The organism is Paenibacillus sp. F4, assembly GCF_002894905.1.
In the GTDB taxonomy this organism is placed as follows: Bacteria; Bacillota; Bacilli; order Paenibacillales; family Paenibacillaceae; genus Paenibacillus; species Paenibacillus polymyxa_B.
The window spans coordinates 39560-59617 of the sequence record NZ_POVS01000008.1 but is presented as its reverse complement, the minus strand read 5'-3'; the positions used below and the strand labels follow the sequence as shown (position 1 = coordinate 59617).

At 48.1% G+C, this 20058-nt stretch carries 17 protein-coding genes and 1 riboswitch; of the genes, 4 read left to right on the top strand and 13 right to left on the bottom strand.

Features of this window, described 5'->3' with window-relative positions:
- Positions 1-85: 85 nt before the first annotated feature.
- Both licT and C1T21_RS06070 read right to left on the bottom strand, forming a co-directional pair.
- Positions 86-919 carry a BglG family transcription antiterminator LicT gene (gene licT, locus C1T21_RS06075; RefSeq protein WP_103047611.1) on the bottom strand — a complete coding sequence of 278 codons (834 nt, stop codon included), beginning with the start codon at positions 917-919 and terminating at the stop codon, positions 86-88.
- A 208-nt stretch (positions 920-1127) separates the two neighbouring features.
- Complete coding sequence (locus C1T21_RS06070) at positions 1128-2363, bottom strand: PTS transporter subunit EIIC (RefSeq protein WP_103047610.1); 1236 nt, start codon at positions 2361-2363, stop codon at positions 1128-1130.
- Between the two features lie 498 nt (positions 2364-2861).
- On the opposite strand from C1T21_RS06070, the gene C1T21_RS06065 reads away from it, so the two are divergent.
- The gene (locus C1T21_RS06065) at positions 2862-4562 is read left to right on the top strand and encodes a methyl-accepting chemotaxis protein (protein ID WP_103047609.1); all 1701 of its coding nucleotides are present in this window, start codon (positions 2862-2864) and stop codon (positions 4560-4562) included.
- Between the two features lie 220 nt (positions 4563-4782).
- Here C1T21_RS06065 and C1T21_RS06060 read toward each other — a convergent pair whose 3' ends face one another.
- The 10 genes from C1T21_RS06060 to cobD all read right to left on the bottom strand — a co-directional run bounded on the left by C1T21_RS06060 (position 4783) and on the right by cobD (position 15250).
- On the bottom strand, positions 4783-6402 hold the full coding sequence (locus C1T21_RS06060; RefSeq protein ID WP_103047608.1) for a cobyric acid synthase: 1620 nt from the start codon (positions 6400-6402) through the stop codon (positions 4783-4785).
- A gap of 38 nt (positions 6403-6440) precedes the next feature.
- A complete protein-coding gene (gene cobS / locus C1T21_RS06055; RefSeq protein WP_103047607.1) occupies positions 6441-7310 on the bottom strand; it encodes an adenosylcobinamide-GDP ribazoletransferase in 870 nt (289 codons plus the stop codon).
- Positions 7307-7873: a bifunctional adenosylcobinamide kinase/adenosylcobinamide-phosphate guanylyltransferase gene (gene cobU / locus C1T21_RS06050; protein ID WP_103047606.1), complete on the bottom strand. Its 567-nt coding sequence runs from the start codon at positions 7871-7873 to the stop codon at positions 7307-7309. The genes cobS and cobU overlap by 4 nt, the downstream gene beginning before the upstream one ends.
- Positions 7870-8940 carry a nicotinate-nucleotide--dimethylbenzimidazole phosphoribosyltransferase gene (gene cobT / locus C1T21_RS06045; RefSeq protein ID WP_103047605.1) on the bottom strand — a complete coding sequence of 357 codons (1071 nt, stop codon included), beginning with the start codon at positions 8938-8940 and terminating at the stop codon, positions 7870-7872. The genes cobU and cobT overlap by 4 nt, the downstream gene beginning before the upstream one ends.
- Before the next feature lie 43 nt (positions 8941-8983).
- Positions 8984-9817 (bottom strand): ABC transporter ATP-binding protein, encoded by an 834-nt coding sequence (locus C1T21_RS06040; protein ID WP_053324912.1) that lies wholly within the window; start codon positions 9815-9817, stop codon positions 8984-8986.
- Positions 9814-10860, bottom strand: coding sequence for a FecCD family ABC transporter permease (locus C1T21_RS06035; RefSeq protein ID WP_103047604.1), 1047 nt, complete (start codon positions 10858-10860; stop codon positions 9814-9816). The genes C1T21_RS06040 and C1T21_RS06035 overlap by 4 nt, the downstream gene beginning before the upstream one ends.
- Positions 10857-11864 (bottom strand): ABC transporter substrate-binding protein, encoded by a 1008-nt coding sequence (locus C1T21_RS06030; protein WP_103047603.1) that lies wholly within the window; start codon positions 11862-11864, stop codon positions 10857-10859. Before C1T21_RS06030 ends, C1T21_RS06035 begins: the two co-directional genes overlap by 4 nt.
- A gap of 208 nt (positions 11865-12072) precedes the next feature.
- A riboswitch (cobalamin riboswitch) is annotated at positions 12073-12266 on the bottom strand.
- A 122-nt stretch (positions 12267-12388) separates the two neighbouring features.
- Positions 12389-13147 (bottom strand): histidine phosphatase family protein, encoded by a 759-nt coding sequence (locus C1T21_RS06025; protein WP_374703717.1) that lies wholly within the window; start codon positions 13145-13147, stop codon positions 12389-12391.
- A 38-nt stretch (positions 13148-13185) separates the two neighbouring features.
- Positions 13186-14157, bottom strand: a complete 972-nt coding sequence (cbiB, locus tag C1T21_RS06020) for an adenosylcobinamide-phosphate synthase CbiB (RefSeq protein ID WP_103047602.1) — start codon at positions 14155-14157, stop codon at positions 13186-13188.
- Positions 14147-15250 (bottom strand): threonine-phosphate decarboxylase CobD, encoded by a 1104-nt coding sequence (cobD, locus tag C1T21_RS06015; protein ID WP_103047601.1) that lies wholly within the window; start codon positions 15248-15250, stop codon positions 14147-14149. The genes cbiB and cobD overlap by 11 nt, the downstream gene beginning before the upstream one ends.
- Before the next feature lie 164 nt (positions 15251-15414).
- Here cobD and lplA point away from each other — a divergent pair, with 164 nt between their 5' ends.
- Together lplA and C1T21_RS06005 are read left to right on the top strand one after the other, a co-directional pair.
- Positions 15415-16416, top strand: a complete 1002-nt coding sequence (gene lplA, locus C1T21_RS06010) for a lipoate--protein ligase (RefSeq protein WP_023987643.1) — start codon at positions 15415-15417, stop codon at positions 16414-16416.
- Positions 16417-16578: 162 nt separating this feature from the next.
- Positions 16579-17379, top strand: a complete 801-nt coding sequence (locus C1T21_RS06005; protein WP_023987642.1) for a Cof-type HAD-IIB family hydrolase — start codon at positions 16579-16581, stop codon at positions 17377-17379.
- Between the two features lie 131 nt (positions 17380-17510).
- Here the strand turns inward: C1T21_RS06005 and C1T21_RS06000 are convergent, their stop codons facing one another.
- Positions 17511-18422, bottom strand: coding sequence for a DMT family transporter (locus C1T21_RS06000; protein ID WP_103047600.1), 912 nt, complete (start codon positions 18420-18422; stop codon positions 17511-17513).
- A gap of 132 nt (positions 18423-18554) precedes the next feature.
- Here C1T21_RS06000 and C1T21_RS05995 point away from each other — a divergent pair, with 132 nt between their 5' ends.
- Positions 18555-20048, top strand: a complete 1494-nt coding sequence (locus C1T21_RS05995) for an aminotransferase-like domain-containing protein (protein ID WP_103047599.1) — start codon at positions 18555-18557, stop codon at positions 20046-20048.
- Positions 20049-20058 lie beyond the last annotated feature (10 nt).

Below are 20058 nucleotides of genomic sequence, written 5' to 3'. Positions count from 1 at the left end.
TATAAAAAGCCAATCTTCTTTCAGCATTCAGGTTTTGCCTTCTGGTTTAGAAGTAGCAATCCTAAATCCCTGATCATACATGAAATCATTGATTTTTAATGATACGCTCGATATGAATGGTGAGATACAACATCTCATCCTGGGACAAGCTTCGACCATAGATTTTAGTCGTATAATCTCTTATTTTTTCCGCGCAGGCGTAAGCATTCTTATACTGAACCTTAACCATATCATGAAGGGAATTATCTGTATTTTGTACAGGGGTTCCGTTCATTACCCGTTGAGCAAAAAATTTGAGATGTGTAATAAAGCGGTAGTAGCTTAACGACTCTTCATCCAGCTCCATTACGAAAAAGCGACTCACAATGTTCATGATATCCTTGACGATGTTAGTCAGGGTTATCGTTTCGCGCATTTCGCTGTTGAGCTGAGCATTCACCAGATGCAGGGCGATGAAGGCTCCTTCATCATCCGGAAGCGTAACTCCCAGCTTGTCCTGAATCATATGCAGTGCTTTGGTCCCAATCGTGAATTCCTTGCGGTACATCCGCTTAATTTCCCAGTAAAGTGCATTTTTGATATCCATACCCAAACGATAGCGCTCTATGGCAAAATGGATATGATCCGTCAGCGAAATATAGATGCTGTCATGCAACTCTACACCAAGTATCGTTTTAGCATATTGGATGATTTCATCAGAAATTTCAACATACTCAATAGGGATATCAGACATCAGGGTCATGAGTTTGCGGGAAACCTCGGTACTTTCAAGTTTGAAAATTTTCTCGATTTTCTCTTCTTCAATCTCATCGCCTGTGTTTTTTTTAAAAGCAATTCCTCTACCCATAATGACTAATTCTTTCTGCTGTTCATCAATGACCGTTACGACGTTATTATTCAGCACCTTTGCTATCTTCATTCCATCACCTTAAGCCGCTTGGAGTAGTAAAAAAAGCAAAACCAAAACTGACACATAGTGCCTGCTTATGGTTTTGCCCGATATGCTCAGTAACAATCCACGATTGTGCAGTTTTGAATAACTGCTCCCATAGTATCATATAAACACTGAGCTGACAATATTTTTTTGTAAACACTTTCATGGAGCTTTGGGTCGTTGGCGTTGCATCTTAACTATTAGAACTCTTTTCCACAACCGAGTTCGGAGAAGCATTCATGCCAGATGTAGATACTCCTTGCGAATGCTCATCTTTTTCATCCACAAAGCCCATAAAATACGTAATTACGCCAGCTGTAACAAACGAAATCAGCATACCCACAATACCGTACACAAGCGTGGGTTCAGAAAATAAAGGTAAGCTGAGTAGCCCAGCAGAGGCACCAATAGCAGTAAGCTCTGTTTCAAACAGACACATACAAGCCCCACCAACGGCTCCACCGATCATAACCGCTATTAACGGTTTTTTGAAACGGATATTGACACCATACATGGCCGGTTCAATGATTCCCAGCATGGCCAACAAACCTGTGGACGCAGCCAACGTTTTGACTTTGGCATTTTTGGATTTAACACATACGCCAAATGTTGCACCAGCCTGAGCGAAAGCCGCTGCAACGACCACGGGAAAAAGATGATCATACCCCAATGTTGTAAGCGAGGTGAGCATAATCGGTAGCATTATATATTGCATACCTGCAATAATAAGCAAAGACATCGTGCCTCCGAGCAACAACCCTGTAAACACTTCTGCATTGTCAAACAACCAGCCTAGTCCATCGGATACATGTTGACCGAGATAACTCCACAGTGGCCCGAAAGCGAACACCATTAAAGGTATAGTGATCATCAGTGTCAACGTCGGGACAACCACTAATTTAAGTGAATAAGGGATATACCTGTCTAACCATTTTTCGACATACGATGCTATCCAGACGACAACAAGTGTGAGTACTATAGATGATGCAGCTTGCGGGTCTATAACTGGTAGACCGGCAAAACGCACCTCCTCACCAGACTGGATTAAACTTGTTAATTGGGGATGGAATACGGATGCTGCGATGGCTGCCGCAACAAACACATTGCTGCGCAGCCTTCTTGCCGCACTTGCCGCAACAAAAATAGGTAAAAAATAAAATATACCATCGCTGATAGCCATTAAAATAGTATATACCTGCGGATCAGACAACAATAAACCGAAAGACATTAAAACTAATATAATTACTTTGATCATTCCCGCACCAATCATTGCCGGCAAGATCGGAGTAAATACGCCTGATACATAATCTAATAGTCGACTTATCGGATTTCTCCCTTTGGCAGCTCTATAACTGCCGGAAATCAGCTCCTGTGTATCTTGTCCTCTGACCTGCGAAATCATTTCTTTGGAAAGTAAATCCCGATTCATAACAACCTTTTCCCCTTTTATATGTATATTGAAGACCACTTTCGAACTTACCAAACCAAGCTTAGAAGAATATTGTAAAAAAGCGGTATTCCTTATGCTACTTATATTACTTCTTTTTTACAATAGTTTTAAAGAAGGAGTAATCTATTCGTTTTTATGCACCTGATAATTTACACCTAATTTACATCTAAACACCTAAGACCATAGTTATATATTTTTTGTTTGTTTTTGGGCAAATATGACTATTCAACCGTCTGTTAATTATGTAAAATAGGTCTAACCTACTTTTTAGTAAATCATGGATTACTTCCCTTTCACATTCTTGTCCCTTGAATTCAGCTGAAATATACATAGAATCCGAACATTTTCAGTCTTTTCTTCAAGCAAGGAAAGGAACACAAGTAGATCATGGCGTGTCAAGTATCTATTGGACAAGCGGCCTACTTCAAGCAGGGAATTCGTCTGATTTTATTACCATCATGTGAGAGGAGAATTTTCATGAAGAGTTTTAATCGTTCCATTGGCGCGAAATTACGAATTATGTTTTTGCTGATTCAGCTCTTTGCGTCCCTTTTGTTCAGCATCAGTTTCTATGCAATATCCATGAGTATCATTAATAACAGTGTCATGCCTCAGGTAGACCAATTGCTAGAAACTGGAGCTAAAAATGTATATCAGGATCTCAATATTTCCTTAGCTGTTCAGGCTGGGCAAGGAAGCGGTTCTGATTCCGGCTCCGCTATACAGATGGAATCCTATCTTCAGGACAAGGTCGATACCCTCAAATTAGAATCGGCATATATCGCGGTAGTGAAGGATGGTAAAGCCGAAGTCGTCGCACGGAATGTAAAATCAGTATACAAGGTCAAGGATGCACTCATTCCTGTTGAGGATATTAAAAAAGCAAAACAAGGCGAGATGAATATCAGTGAAATTTACAGCGATTCGTACGGAGTACACAAAACCGCCTTCTTTGCTATATCGGGTAGTAATCTAGTTCTGGGTGTGAACGAAGATGTCGGATTCGTACAGGAAAAATCCCAACAAATTTTATGGATTTGCATAGGTATTACAGTGGCAACGCTCCTGCTGGGCGGAATGATTTCTACCCTCGTGATACGTAAAGTTGTAGAACCCATTGCTGAATTGGTTCGTCATAGCGAAAAAATTGCTCAAGGTGATCTTTCACAAGAAGCGAAGGTTCATGGAGTCAATGAAATTGCGCAACTTGCCCGTAGCTTCCAATCCATGTCTCATAACTTGAAAGAAATGATCGGCCATGTGCTTTCTACATCCGGTGCGGTTGTTGAAGGATCGGACGAGCTGCTTCGTCGGACTGAGGCTATGAGTGTAAAAGTGCAGGACTCTACAGTTGCCGCAGAGGAAGTAGCAAAGGGCAGTACCAGCATAGCTACAGCTGCTGCTGAAAATGCACAGGCTATGGAGGAAATCGCTCAAGGTGTTCAGCACATCGCCTCCTCTGCCAATGATGTATCCGATCAAATCAGTGAAGCGACAAAAGAAACGGTTAACGGTAATACGCTCGCTCAAAAGGCTGTAGCTCAAATGTCACAGGTAGGACATGTTGCCGATGAATCGCTTCGATACATCCATAGTATGAATGAGCGCTCAGAAGCCATTGGCAGTATCGTTTCGGCTATTTTCGATATTACGAAGCAAATTCAAATGTTGTCCCTGAATGCCTCCATTGAAGCCGCCCGTGCGGGCGAACATGGACGGGGCTTTGCCGTAGTAGCTGGAGAAGTACGCAAGCTTGCCGAGCAATCTAAAGAAGCCACACAAGAAATTTCCGACTATTTGGTTACCATTCAAGAAGTATCGCAACAATCTGTGGACTCTGTGACCCAGGTGAGCCGTGAAATTCATTCGGGAACGGAAATGGTTCAACAAGCGAGCTCAGCCTTTAACCAGCTAAGTGAGCTTATGCAAAAGATCAATGCTACGATTCAAACGGTATCTGCAGCAACGGAGCAGGTATCCGCCAGCTCAGAGGAAGTATCTGCTTCCGTGGAAGAGACAGCTCTCATCGCAGCCAATGCACAGCATATGATTCAAGAAATCGGTTTAAATGCCGATGAGCAACTGAATGAAATGGAAAGCCACAGCGAGGTTGTTCGCCAATTAAGCAAACAAGCAACCGAACTGCAAAAGGCTGTCCAAAAATTTAAAATTACGTAAGCCGATACAATAGAGGATTTTGCAAAAATCCCATAAGCGACTTCCAATGGACAAGATGTAGATCGAAATGGTTTAGTTCGTCTATATCTTGCACTTCAGAGCGACTGGAATCGAATTTTGCAAAATCCTGAATACAAAGAGGTATCTCACAGTCCTTGAAAATGGCTGTAGAGATACCTCTTTATTTTTTAAAAGCGATTTTAATAATCATCCATGAAGTTTATGAGTTCATTCCCATAATACGATAAATTTGCTCCATATCTAAATGAGCCCGTACCACCTCTGCGACACGGTCAAACTCTCGCTCCTTGGCTTCACGTACAGTAAAAGTGCTTTCTAAAGGTGCCAAGCCCTTGGCTTGTCGCAATCCATCCAGCCAGCACCGGCGAAAACGGTCATTATCAAACACACCATGTAAATAGGTTCCCCATACTTTACCATCTGTCGTACCCCAGCCTTCCTCAAAAGCTGTTCCTTCGCCACGCCGGATATGGAATAACCTTTTCATTTCGCTTAGGTTTAAAGTTCTATCTGTAGGTGCGTATGGTTCCGTAACATACTCCGTAACGCCCATATGTATTTCATAGCCTTCAATGCTAGGCTTGGAGGCAGAACCCGAATCAGGCGCAGTGCTAAGCAAAAGCGGGCAATAATTAGACAGGGTTCCCTGTACGCGTACGGTTTGCTTTTCCTTTAAAAAGGTCGTGGATAGAGCAAGCCAACCTAACCCTTCTGCCTGCTGCGGCAACCCAGATTCGACGGCTTCGGGATCAAATAGTGCGGTACCCAGCATCTGATAACCTCCACAAATGCCAACGAGCTGTGTGCATCCGGTATTCATAGCCTGCCGAATGTCTTTCTCCAGACCTCTCTCACGCAATTCCAGCAGGTCTCCAATGGTGTCTTTGGTCCCCGGTAAGATAATGGCGTCCGGTACGCCCAACTGTCCGGCTTCTGTGACATAACGAACACTCACATCCGGCTCTGCGGCCAGAGCATCCGTGTCTGTAAAATTGGAAATCCGCGGATATCGTATCACCGCAATATCCAGTTCTTTATCCTTTGCAGATTGCTTGGGCTTCTTATCCAATACTACCGAATCCTCTGCTTCAATGCGAATGTCTGGCAGATAGGGCAATACACCGAGTACAGGAATGCCTGTCCGTTCTTCCAGCCAGTCTAATCCTGGTTGAAGCAGAGACAGATCACCTCTGAATTTATTGATGATAAATCCGCGGATACGCTGTACTTCATGGGGTTCCAGTAATTCGATAGTTCCTACGAGAGAGGCAAAAACACCGCCCCGGTCGATATCTGAAATAAGCAACACTGGAGCATCCGCCCAACCTGCCAGATTCATATTTACGATATCGCGGTCCTTCAAATTAATCTCTGCCGGGCTGCCTGCCCCTTCCATAAGGACAATATCATAGGTATCACGCAACCGATTCAGAGCATCCATGACGGTCTGTTTGGCTTTTGGCAAAAAATCCTTCCGGTAATCGGAGGCGCTCATATAGGCATAAGGTACACCGTGTACAACAATTTGTGAGTGCATATCTTTGACCGGCTTAATCAGAATCGGATTCATATCAGTTGTGGCCTCAATACCGCAGGCCTCAGCCTGCACCCCCTGAGCTCGTCCAATTTCCTTGCCGTCCTCGGTAACATAAGAGTTTAATGCCATATTTTGCGACTTAAACGGTGCGGGACGATATCCGTCCTGCGTAAAAATACGGCAAAGCGCAGTCGTCACCACGCTTTTGCCCACATCCGACGCTGTTCCTTGAAGCATCAATATGGCTGCCGGGTTCGTGCAGGACGGTTCGAAAGTTGACAATTGCCTCTTCCCCTTTAACGAATTCATTTCAAATCTGGTCACAACCCGTACAAAATGACAATAAACAACAACAAAACAGTCTCCAGCAATTCGTTTAAAGTTCCGTATATATCTCCCGTAAGTCCACCCAAGCGGCGGTTAATACGGTTTGCCGTGAAGGTTCCAACACTGTATGCCAAGACCGGAATCAACACAAAGCCTATCGAAATTGGAAGGCTCTCAGAATATGAAAGGAACGTCTGTATGGTTGATCCTGCCAACGACAGATTCCCAGTCCCCCTTGTTGCTGTAGCCAAACCTGCCAGAAGATATTGTCCTACGGCAGCACTCAGGGTCACTAATACTGCCCAGAATACGGCCAACCCTAGGCGGCCACCACTCATATCAGCAAAACGCGCAGCCAGCCCATCATCATTACGGGCTTTAGGCCAGCGCTTCATTGCATGTACCATAAACCAGCGGCTCCAAACCATCGGAAGCAGCAGCAAGCCAGACACATTCCGTTCAACCAGCACCGTATACAGCAAAGAAGCCTTGAGCATGAGTAGCAACACACAAGCAATAACGCCCATTGCCCCTACACGGCTATCTTTCATAATCTCCAGCATCCGCTCACGAGATCGGTAGCTGAACAAGGCATCGGCCGCATCCATCCACCCGTCCAAATGCAATCCGCCCGTCAACCAAACCCAGACAACAAGCGTAAGAATCGCACACGGCAACGGCGGCAATATCATAGAAGTAAGCGCCGCAAAGCCCCAGACAATGATGCCAATAACCACTCCCACCAGCGGATAATAACTTGCACTGCGTTTAAGCAAATCCGGGGAAAAATCTATTTCCGCCTTCACCGGAAGACGCGTTAAAAATTGAAAAGCCGCAGCAACAGCCTGACGTTCGCGGCTCATAGCTTATATTCCAACTGTTTGAGTTCTACAGGAATGCCCGCCGTCACCAAAAATACTTCATCACAAAGACGGGCAATCCGCTGATTCATAACCCCACTCAAATCCCGATACAGCCGACCAAGCGGATATTCAGGCACAATACCGTCACCAACCTCGTTAGTCACGATGACGAGCTGCCCCGGATACTGCTCCACAGCTGCCGCCAGTTCATTAATGGCAGCTCTGGACGCAGCTTCGCCGTCCTCGCCTGCGGCCAGTAGCACGTTCGACAGCCACAGGGTCAGGCAGTCGACTAGCACCATAGGCGAGGATGATGGCTGCGACGCTTGATCGCCGCCAAGCCGTCGCAGCAGCTCAGGCAGCGCCTGCGCTTCCTCCAGCGTCTGCCAGTCGTACCCGGCAGACTCGCGCTGGACCCGATGAAGGGCGATGCGCTCCTTCATCTCCATGTCATAGGCTTGCGCCGTTGCAATGTAGCAGGCGCCAGGCGCGCGCGACATGCATAATCGCTCGGCAAAGTCGCTTTTCCCGCTGCGTGCCCCGCCGGTCACGAGCGCTTTCATCGCTGCGCGGCTCCCTGACCGTCCGATACGCCTGCATCGGCAAAGGTCGCCATTTCGCGCATAATGCGGCACGCCGCATCAATCAGGTGCAAGCTAAGCGCACCTCCTGTGCCCTCCCCGAGCCGCATGTCCAAATGAAGCATGGGCTCCAGCTTGAGCTGGCGGAGCACCGCCGCGTGCCCGCGCTCGTCCGAAGCGTGCGAAGCAAGCATGTACGCAGCGCTTGCAGGCGCAAGTGCACGCGCTGCGAGGGCAGCTGCGCCTGAAATAAAGCCGTCCAGCACAACTGGACAGCGATGTGCGGCTGCGCCGAGGATGACTCCTGCCAAGGCGGCAATCTCCAGACCGCCGACCTTAGTGAGCACGTCGAACGCATCATTTGCATCGGGCTGATTCACGTCCAATGCGCGGCAGACAACCGATATTTTACGGGTAAGCCCAGCCATATCTACACCCGTTCCCCGGCCTACGATAACTTCCGGCTCCAGTCCGGTGAGAGCACATACGACCGCAGCGCTGGCTGTCGTATTCCCGATGCCCAGCTCTCCGGTAACGAATAGCCGTGTTCCACCTTTAACCGCTTCTGCTACGGCTTCTGCTCCGGCCAAAACCGCCTGTTCCGCTTCCGTACGCAACATCGCTGGCCCTTTAGCTATATTCGAAGTACCCATGCGTACCTTACGGTCCACCAGATTCGCGTGAGCGACATCCGCATTCACGCCAACATCTACCACCTTGACATCTGCGCCCGCATGACGTGCCAGCACATTAATTGCCGCGCCACCTGACAGCATGTTATACAGCATTTGCTGTGTAACCTCAGCCGGAAAGGCACTGACTCCCTCTTCACACACCCCGTGATCCGCAGCCATAACCATAACCGTTTTACGCTCAAATTCAGGCTTGTCCACTCCTGTAATTCCTGCTAGCTGAATGGCCACACTTTCCAACTTTCCAAGACTTCCCGGTGGCTTCGTTAATTGGTCCAAATGGGCTGAAGCTGCCGAGGCCGCCACCCCATTCGGCTGGGCAATGCTATCGATCAGCTGACGCAGCTTGTTGTTCATACCTTCCACTCCCTGCTCTTTTTAAGTGTGTTTCATCGTTTATTTAATCTGCTGTGTCCGAAGCACTTCTGCGCAGCAAGAGCTGCGGCACACCGCTATCGGGATGCGGAAGCATCACAGGCTCAACACCATATACACGGCGAATCCGATCCTCGGTTAATAACTTCGATGAAGCTCCCAATCCTTCAACCATTCCATCTTTGAGTACAAGCAAATCTTCGCAAAATTGGGCTGTCAAGTTAAGATCATGCAAGACCGCAATGATCGTCACACCCGTTTCTTGGCGCCAATCTGCCAGCAGTTCCATAAATTCAAGCTGATAGCGCAAGTCCAGATAGGTCGTAGGCTCGTCCAGCAGCAATATTCGTGGCTCCTGCACCATTACTTTTGCCAAAGCTACACGCTGTCGCTGTCCCCCACTCAAGCGGTCCAATGCTCTGTCCGCCAACGTGGTAAGACCCAATCGCTCCAGCACGCGATCCGTGATCGCCTCCACATCAACACCCTTTTCCCTGCCTAACCAGTCCTGATGAGGAAAACGTCCCATTTCTACGACTTCTCTGACGGTGTATCCCACTGGAGGAAGCCCTTCCTGTTGGAGTACGGCTATGAGTCGGGAAAGCTCTTTTCTGCTGTAGCTACCGACCTTTTTGCCATAGATATGAACGTTTCCCGATGTTGGCTGATCTACACCCGAAAGCAGATGCAGCAAGGTCGATTTTCCACTGCCGTTCGGACCAATAATCCCCCACCAAGTTCCTTCGTCGACGCTCCAGCTTATATTCTTTAACGCATGGAACTCTCCATAGGCACGTGTCAGACCCGCTACCTCTAATGCCCGATCACGCACTTTCTGTGATTCACTTTGTTCTGTCACAGCAGTTCCCCCCTGCGCAGCTTCTTGTTCCGATACAGGAGATATGCGAAGAACGGTGCCCCAACAAAGGCCGTCATCACGCCCAGAGGAATTTCCGTGGGGGCTAACAACGTGCGAGCCGCCGTATCTGCCCAAGCCATAAAAATGGCTCCACCGAGCGCAGATAATGGAACAATCATCCGGTAATCAGGACCTGTCACCAGACGAATGATATGCGGTACAACAAGTCCCACAAAGCCAATCACTCCACATACCGAGACAGCGGCAGCTGTCAGCAGCGTGGAAATGATCAGAACAGATAGCTTCGTCGCATCTACATGAACTCCCATGTGAGCCGCCTGACGTTCACCCAAAGCCAAAATATTCAGCACCCGTGCCCGGTTCCATAGAAATACCAGTCCTATGACCACATAAGGTAAAAGGATTCCTGTATATGACCAACCGCGCAGACTAAGACTTCCCATCGTCCAGTACAATATTTCATTGACCGTCTCCTTCGACATGGCTGTCAGAAAGGAAACAACCGCTCCCAGAAAGGATTGCATCACCACACCCGACAAAATGAGACTTTGTGTCGGAATTTTTCCACCTTCCCGTGCCAACGTCAGCACCATCCACAGCGTCAGCATTCCGGTCGTAAATGCCACTAGCGGCAGCGTCCATATGCCAACAAATGAAAATTGAAGGCCCCAATAAATCAGTACTGCCGCTCCTACCGAAGCCCCCGAGGATACCCCCAGTGTATACGGATCAGCCAAAGGATTACGCAGCACACCCTGAAATCCGGCTCCCGCCAGCGCCAGCGCTGCTCCTACCAACATTCCCAGTAACACTCGTGGCAATCTGACCTTCAAAATAATCTGCTCTGAGGATGTATTCCAATCCGGTGTAAACGTATCGCCTAACCACGGAAGGTGGTTAACCAGAATGCCTGTGATCTGGCTGACCGGAAGCTTGGCCGAGCCGATGCCAAGACAGAGCAGCAGCGTCAGCAACAGCAGGACAAGACCTGTCCCTCCAAAGCCGATCAGTTTACGGTTCATTTGAAAATTTCAGGATACACGCCCTTGGCCACTTCCTTGAGACCTTCCGTTACGCGTGGACCCGGACGACTGATCAAATTATCATCCACGGCAAACACCCGGTTGTGGCGAACAGCCGATATTTGATCCCATCCACTGCGAGCTTTAATGATTTCGCCGAGCGTTTGACCAGTTTTGTCGTCCTTGACACTTTTGCTGTACAAAATCACGTCAGGGTTCGCAGCAATAATATTTTCCTCACTAATTTGGTACCACCCCTTCTGCGTGGCACCTACATTTTCGCCGCCCGCCAACGTAATCAGCTCGTCCATAAACTCGCCTTTACCAACTGTCCAGCCTGGTGAAAACTCGACGTAAACCCGCAGCTTCTGCCCTTTACCGATATTTTTAATTCCTTCTTTCACTTCCGCTACATCTGCTCTCATCTTGTCAGTCACCGCTCTCGCTTCTTTCTGATGATCGGTGATTTTCCCATACAATTCGATGTTAGCTATGACATCTTCAACTGTCTTCGGTTCCGTTTTAAAAATCATAATTCCCATGTCGCGCAGCTTGGTCGTAGCCTGTTCACTAAGTGATATCCCTGCAAAAACGACTTCTGGGTTAGCAGCAATGATTGCCTCTTCGTTCGGTTTCATAATACCGCCCACTTTAGGCTTTTTCGTAGCTGCTTCCGGGTAATCAGAGTAGTCGGAGACGCCGACTATTTCCTTATCCAGCCCGATGGCGAACAGCGCCTCGGTTTCTGCCGGGGAGACGGAAACGATTTTATCCGGCGCTTTTTTGAATGTAAATTCCTGTCCTGTTGCATCCTTAACTGTGAGTGGGTAAACTGTTTTGCCCGGAGGCTCTTGTGCGGTTACGGTCTTTCCTGGCTGCTGTGCAGAAGTCTGATTCTCTTTATTTTCAGCATTTTTTCCATTAGCGCCACATGCACTCAGCACAACTGCCAAAATCAGAACCAATAGACCTGTTGTCCAAACCTTTATTTTTTTTCCTGCCATGATTTGCACCCCTTCATAAAAAAATCGTTAAGAGCGTTACTTGAGCATCATCAGATATCTTCTAAATCCAGCCTTCTTTTCCTATCAAAAAAACCCCGCATCCTCATATCAGGACACAGGGGTCACGTTAGCGCAGATCATGCGCAGGCGGCAGCTTCTTTCCGCACGGACAGTCACTGCGAACACGTCATCCTTTCCTCGAAGGATTATGGTGACAGGCGGACGGGCAGGTATCCTGACTTATGGTAAGATGCATGTCCTGAAATTCCTTCATATGCTTAGTAGCACATAAAGCAGGACTAACGGGCATGTTTCCATTTACAGTGGCGGGACCGCGCCGGACTTACACCGACTTCCCTTTTAACAGCGCAGGCAAGGGAAACCATAGTTTCATCACACTGCGCCGACCTCGTCTGCTGGATATTTGATGTAGTGGTAGTCAAGCCGTTCTTTTACTTGATGATTATAGGTTAAAATGAGGCGGCTTACAACCCAAACAGCCTCTTTATCCGCTGGTGTCTAACCTAATGAGGGAGCATTTCGGCTATGTAATTGTGCGGTCCTGCCAGCCTCAATTGAATCCTAAATGCTTCTCCCGGCTTCGGATTCAGACTCCAAAAATCATGGCCCGGTATCAGCATACAAGCTAACTGACGAATTACGCCACCATGCGTAACGACCAAAACAGAGGGTGGCCCAGCAGTCAAATCCATGGGTTGAACTTCCATAGCAACACGCCATTCATACAGAGAGTCAAGAAATTTCCGTAGACGATTCACAAAATCTGCCCAAGACTCTCCTCCAGGAGGGGTTATCCGTTGCGGCTCATCAATCCAAGCGCGATACAACGACACATCCTTGAGCATGTCATACGTTTTTCCATCCCACTCGCCAAAATGAAGCTCTCGCAGACGTGGTTCCATCATAGGAGACATAGTGGATAGGAAACCTCCAGACGTCAATTCTGATTCCGGCACAATGATCTGCAAGGTCTGGCGACATCGCATTAAATCGCTGCAATAGATCCGAGCAAAGGACTGCCCTTGCAATTTTTCTTGCAAAGGCTTTAATTCCTGCTCTGCTCCCGGTAGCAAACCTAAGTCGGAGTGTCCCAGATATCGACGTTCCTTGTTCCATAAGGTTGTGCCGTGACGAACTAACACGAGTTCCATGTCCCAATGCAGATCTTCTTTAGCATCATACGGCACCTTATCCTCCTGTGAGTTCGGACTTTGTGCGTATTCTACTGTCCTTTTTGCTGCTATATCTTGTTTCAAGATCATGTCACTTCCTGCTCGATCATTATTCAGTGTGTCACTCCTCACCGCACCCATCCCAAGGCAAAACAACCTGCGGCTCCTAACAAACACAATCCTACAAACATACTGGACACGGCGAACATCAGCTGGATCGTATGCCGTATATCTTTCGACTCTAGCGGTCGTATCCAATCGCCCATGTATGCACGAAAGGAGCGCACGCCATGATACACATTATAGCCTCCAAGACGAATCCCCAGTGCACCAGCAACAGCCGATTCCGGGAAGCCACTGTTCGGGCTTGGGTGCAGACGAGCGTCTCGCTTGACTGTGCGCCAGCTTCTTGCAGCATCTCGCTTGTACATCCACGCCGCTACCACAAGCATTGCCGCTGTCAGGCGTGCCGGTATGTAGTTAGCGACATCATCCAGACGTGCTGAAGCCCAGCCTAAATGCAGATACTTTTCATTTTTATAGCCAACCATGGAATCGAGCGTATTCACAGCACGATAAGCCAGCGCCAAGGGTGCTCCCCCGATCAAGGCATAAAAAAGCGGGGAAATAATCGCGTCCACGATATTTTCAGCGACCGTTTCGACGGTACCGCGTACAATCTCAGGCTCATCAAGCTGTTGCGTATCCCGCCCAACTATCATGCCCAGCTCCCGCCGTGCCGCAGCCAGGTCATCCGCCTGCAACGCTCGGTATACTGCCATTCCTGCGTCCTTTAGTCCTTTGGAAGCAATCGTGGTCGCAATCAGCACCATTTCTACGCCGACAGACAACCACGGATGAATCAAGGCAAGCAAGTGCAATAGCGCCCAGGCGAGCGTAAAGGAGCCTCCCGCCACAATGAGTGGAAGCAGTATACCCGCACGTTTCAACCCCCGGTCACTTCGGGCCTGGCGGCGAATCACTTTTTCCAATGCTGAAATGGCATGTCCCATACCGATGACTGGATGCGGCAACCACCTCGGGTCACCGATCAGCCTGTCCAAAAGATAGGCTGCCAGGATAATCAAGCTAACTGTCACGCCGCTGCTCCTCCTCCAGCACTTCACCCAATACAGACAGCAGCCTGTCGTTGGCTTCTGCATCCTTGACCGCAATCCGAAAATGGCTCGTCGTCAGTCCCGGATACATAGCACAGCTACGTATAAGAATTCCGCGTTGTCCAAGCGCCTGCTGAATCGCCGATGCGCTCCACGTACCCGGCGCCCTTGCCAGCACGTAATTGGCTTCGCCGGGAACGACACCGCAGCCCCATTCCGCCAAGGCGGTCAACAGGCGGTTGCGCTCCGTAGCAATCAGCTCCTGTGTTTGGCGCTCATATGCTTGCCCACTTCTCAAACACGCCTCCCCAGCCAGCAACGCCAATCCATTCACACTCCAGGTCACCTGTTTGGCCGTCATTCGCCGGATATAGTCCGGATGAGCAATCGCATAGCCCAATCGTAAGCCAGGAATGGCATAAAATTTGGTCATTGACCGGATCAAAATCACATGAGGATAACGATCCAGCACAGGCAGCAGTGAGATTCGCCGTTCCAGCGGGATAAAATCAATGAATGCTTCATCCACCACCAGCACGGTACCCGTTGTGCCAGCCGCCTCTGCCAGCTCGCACAACTCCTGCTCACCATATTGCACACCGTTTGGATTATTCGGCTGCCCAAGGAACAAAACATCTACCTGCTCCATGAGCTGAAGGATGTCCTCCACGTCCGCCTTCCATTGAAGCGAGGCCTTTCCGTACACCCGGTTGACCTCAGCTCCAAATTTGCCAGCCAGCTCCGCATATTCTGAAAAACACGGCTCTACTGTACCCACACGCTTAGGAGCCAGTCCCAATAGCAGGAGCGCCATACTTTCAGCCGCTCCGTTTCCGATACTTAACGACTCCGGTGGAACATGCAGTCGCCGTGCGAGCATATTTTTAAAATTCCGATGCCCAGGGTCTGGATAGCGAATCACAGTGTCAAATGAGTGTTGCAGCGCCTCAAGCACCTCCGGCGGTGGACCGAGTGGATTAATATTTGCACTAAAATCCACAAAATCAGCAGCAGCCCCGCCAAATGTCGCCGCAGCTGTTTCCCTGTCCCCGCCATGACCGTAAACCTCTATCATTACCTCTCATCCTTTCCGGCCGTTCCCAATCATTTAGCTCCATTATGAGGCTGCTTTTTGCGTCCCGTCAATGCAAATGAGCTTTTGTGTACATGGCTCACTTGGGTTACAATAGATGGAGGCACACATAAAATTACACAGTTTGTATATACGGAGGAATGGACATGCTGTTCATCGACAACCAGGGCATACACGATCCAGCCATTAATCTTGCCATTGAGGAGTACGCGCTCAAGCATCTTCCGCTGGACGACAGCTATCTGCTGTTTTATATTAATCAGCCTTCTATTATTATAGGCAAGCACCAAAATACCATTGAAGAAATCAACGCCGAGTTTGTCAGAGATAACAATATTCAAGTGGTTCGTCGCCTGTCCGGCGGCGGTGCTGTATATCATGACCTCGGTAATTTAAATTTCAGCTTTATTACTAAGGATAACGGGGAGTCCTTTCATAATTTCCTCAAATTTACGCAACCCGTTATTGATGCTCTGCGCCAAATGGGAGTAGAAGCTGAAATGACAGGCCGCAACGATCTGCAGGTCGGAGAACGTAAAATTTCAGGAAACGCCCAATTTGCCACACGCGGACGGATGTTCAGCCACGGTACATTGATGTTTAACCTGAATCTGGACAATGTGGCTGCATCGTTGCATGCCAATCCCGAAAAATTCAAATCCAAAAGCACTAAATCCGTCCGCAGTCGCGTGGCTAACATTAGCGAACTGATGGACCGTGAGATGACCATAGAGCAATTTCGCGAGGAACTGCTGCGTTTCATATTCGGTGCAGAATTGGATCAGGTACCTCAATATAAGCTCACCGATACCGATTGGGCCAAAATCCATGAAATTTCCAAAGAACGCTACCAATCGTGGGATTGGAACTACGGTCTATCCCCCGAGAGCAATATCAAGCACACACGTAAATTTCCGGTCGGCATTATTGATATCCGCATGGATCTTAAGGAAGGCTATATCCGTGATATTAAAATCTATGGGGATTTCTTCGGCGTGGGTGACGTTGCTGATATTGAAAATATTCTGCGCGGCAAGCGCTATGATGAAGGTGAGGTCCGTCAAGCCTTATCCTCTCTCGATTTGAAACACTATTTTGGTAATATTGAGCTGGACGATTTTGTTGGACTTGTATTTTTGGAAGATTAACCGTTACTTTTTCCCATCGTTTCAAGCCAATACTTCAGTGGTTATAAGGGGACAGGCTCTTATAGGGGCCGTCCCCTTTTCATTGCGATATTGTCATTTTGAATATTATAAGCTACAATTTTAACATTGCCCCATGATAGAGATAAAGGAGAGAATACCGATATGTATAAATTAATTGCCATTGATATTGATGATACACTCATTAACGACCAGAAAGAAGTCACACCAGCGACACAACAGGCATTAGAAGCTGCTGTAGCAAAAGGTGTGGTGGTTACCCTCGCTACTGGACGAGCTTATGCCTCTGCACACAAAATTGCTCGCCAGACTGGTTTGAACGTGCCGATCATTACGTACCAAGGAGCTTTGGTTAAAAACCTGCTGGACGAAAACGTGCTGTATGAGCGTTATGTTCCACTCGTGGCTGCGCGTCGTCTGTATGAATTCTGCGTGGAACGCAATCTGCATCTGCAAACGTATATTGATGACAAATTGTACACACGTGAAGATAATCAGAAAATCAAAGATTACACGGAGCTGAACAACACGGAATATTTTGTAGAGCCTGTATTCAGTAAAGTTATAGAGCAGCCGGCTCCTAAATTGCTGATTATCGACGAGCCTGAAGTGTTGGATGAATTAATTCCTGAACTTCGCGAACTGCTTGGCAATGAAGTTCACATTACAAAATCCAAGCCTCATTTTCTGGAAATTATGCATCATGAAGGAACCAAGGGCCATGCGCTTACCTTCCTTGCAAACCATTTTGGCTGTGAACTGTCGGAAACAATTGCTATCGGTGACTCTTGGAACGACCATGAGATGCTTGAATGCGCTGGTCTCGGCATAGCGATGGAGAATGCCATTCCTGATTTGAAAAAGCTGGCTGATTACATCACTCGCAGCAATAACGAAGACGGTGTTAAGCACGCCATCGACAAATTCGTACTCAACGTTGAATAAAGAATGTTCCCATAATACTTAAATGAAGTAGTACAACAACAAAGCCTCCAAACGTCGCATGTTCAGTAACATACGACAGTTTGGAGGCCTTTTCTGTCAGATCATATAATAACCTGACCCCTTTAAAATAATCAAGCAGCAGAACGTACCTTACGCCTGTTCACCAGACGGATAATTCCATTGTTCATAAGGATTAATCCGGTCACAATGAGCAGCACCCCAGCCAGCATCCACCAGCTTACATGCTCTCCATACAACAACGCTCCCAAGCCTACCGCAATCGGCGGTGATATATACAGCCACGTCGTCGGAAACAGGGGATTTGTACGCTCCATGAGCCAGTAGAACAGTGTATGTGCAATCATCGAACCAAACAGGATCAGATAAAGTAAAGACCCCATGGCAGGAAGATACTTCCATCCCTCAGAACTCCACGGCTCCGTGATCGCAGACAGTAACAGCAGCATCCATCCCCCATGGATCATTTGGGCCGCATTCAGGGCAATCGGGTTCGTTTCACGAAATACATCCATCACTCGCTTGGAATAAAGAGCTCCCCCGGAATAACACAGCTCCCCCAGCAAAATGACAAGGCATCCCGCCAGCCACAGACCACTGATCTGAACCGCCAATCCGGGCAGCACAACCAGCACCACACCAAGAAAGCTGATCATGCAGCCAACGACCGTAATCCGTGACGTTTTTTGCCGTAGCAGTACAGATTGCAAAATGACGATCATCATCGGCCCGGTAGCTGACAAAATAGCTCCGATCCCCGAGCTGACATATTGCTCTGCCCAATACAAGGCTGAAAATGTACCGAAGGTCGTTCCTGCTCCAATCAGCAACATTTCCTTACGCCATAATAACGACCATCGTACTTTTCCGGTCAGCTTCATAGCAATGAACAATATCGCCCCTGCCGCGAAAAAACGTACACCTGCCGATAGGAATGGCGGAAGTCCGGCTTCCACTCCCACTTTTATGGCCAAAAACGTTGTGCCAAAAATAAGACACATTACTGTAAACGCGATACCTATCATGATACGTCCCTCTCCCTTCAGTTGCTTTTAAGCATACAGGGAGACGAACAGAACAGATGTATAACTACAGAACAGTTGTATACGTTTTTGAAGTGCTATATAGTACAATACACAGAAAGGAGCGTGGATAGCATGAGTAAGAACAACAGCGAACTACTCTTTGCAGCCGATCATGCCTTAAAGCTGTATGAGCAGGTTATCCATTATGTAACTGTGCGGATTGATCGCGGGGATTGGCAAACAGACATGAAGCTGCCGTCCGTACGAAGCTTGGCTCAGGAGCTGGGTGTACATCGGCTAACTGTTTTCCGGGCATATCAGGAGTTGAAGCAACGGGGACTGGTCTATGTAAAGGACAAATCAGGATATTACGTTCATGCTTCCCAAGCGACTCGGCATGCAAAATATGCTGGCTACTCGGGACATTCGTCCATTGACCTCACGATTCACTCCGAATCTGCCCATGCGGCAGATGATCCGTCAGTTTCAGCATGGAGAGGAATGGATGGACTTAGCCGCGTTCAATCAGTGAATGCGAATTTCCAGTTTTCCAAAGCGCTGATTGACCCCTCTCTCCTGCCCAACCGATTTTGGGGAGAGCTAATGATTCAGGTATTTGAAAAGCATCCGAAAGTAGCGGCCACCTATTCCGCTGTGCAAGGTGATGCCGAGCTTCGGGAGGCCATGGCGCAGCATTTTAGCGTGGATAAGCATTTTGCTTTATCACCGGATGAAGTGCTGATTACCTCCGGAGCACAGCAAGCCATTGATTTAATTGGCCGATCTCTGCTCCGTACAGGAGACCGTGTATTGATCGAACGCCCCGCCTATGGCCCCGCTATGGAAATATTCCGTAGACTAGGCGCACGTCTGACTATGACTGATATTCGACCAGAAGGTTATGATATGGACCAGATTGAGTGGTGCATGAAAACGGAAAAACCACGCCTCTTTTATATGAATCCAACATTCCACAACCCGACGGGCTTTACGGTCCCCGATGAGCAGCGCAAACGACTGCCTGAACTAGCCGAGCGCTATGGCTGCCTCATTGTTGAGGATGACAGCACCTATGACATTAGCTTTGGGCAAAAGCCCCCTTCTCCGATTTTCGCCTATGATGTTTCGGGAAGCGTCGTCTACATTCGAAGTTACAGTAAATATGTCGCACCCGGTCTACGAATCGCAGCCGTGACCTGCCGACCACAGCTCATGAACAGCCTGTTGAACGTCAAAGCGTTAGTGGACAATGGATCGCCACTGCTGAATCAAAAGCTGTTTTTAGAATACTTTCAATCTCCACGTATGCAGCAGCATATTAAAAAGCTATGTATCGCGCTCCAGATTCGTAAGGAAACGATGGAAGACAGTCTCCGCGACTCCGGTTGGACATGGACCAGCCCGGCAGGGGGACTCAACCTGTGGCTCCAGCTGCCTTCTACGTTGAAACCTAATGAATTACTTGCCAAAAGTTTACAAGAGTCTGTATCCTTTGTCCCCGGCAATGTATTTGATCCCATCGGCGCAGAGGGTAAAACGCATGTACGGCTGTCCTATTCATACGCCAACGAGCTACAAATCAAAGAAGGAATCTCCACACTTCTACGTATCAGTCAAACGATGTAAAGGTAAAGGT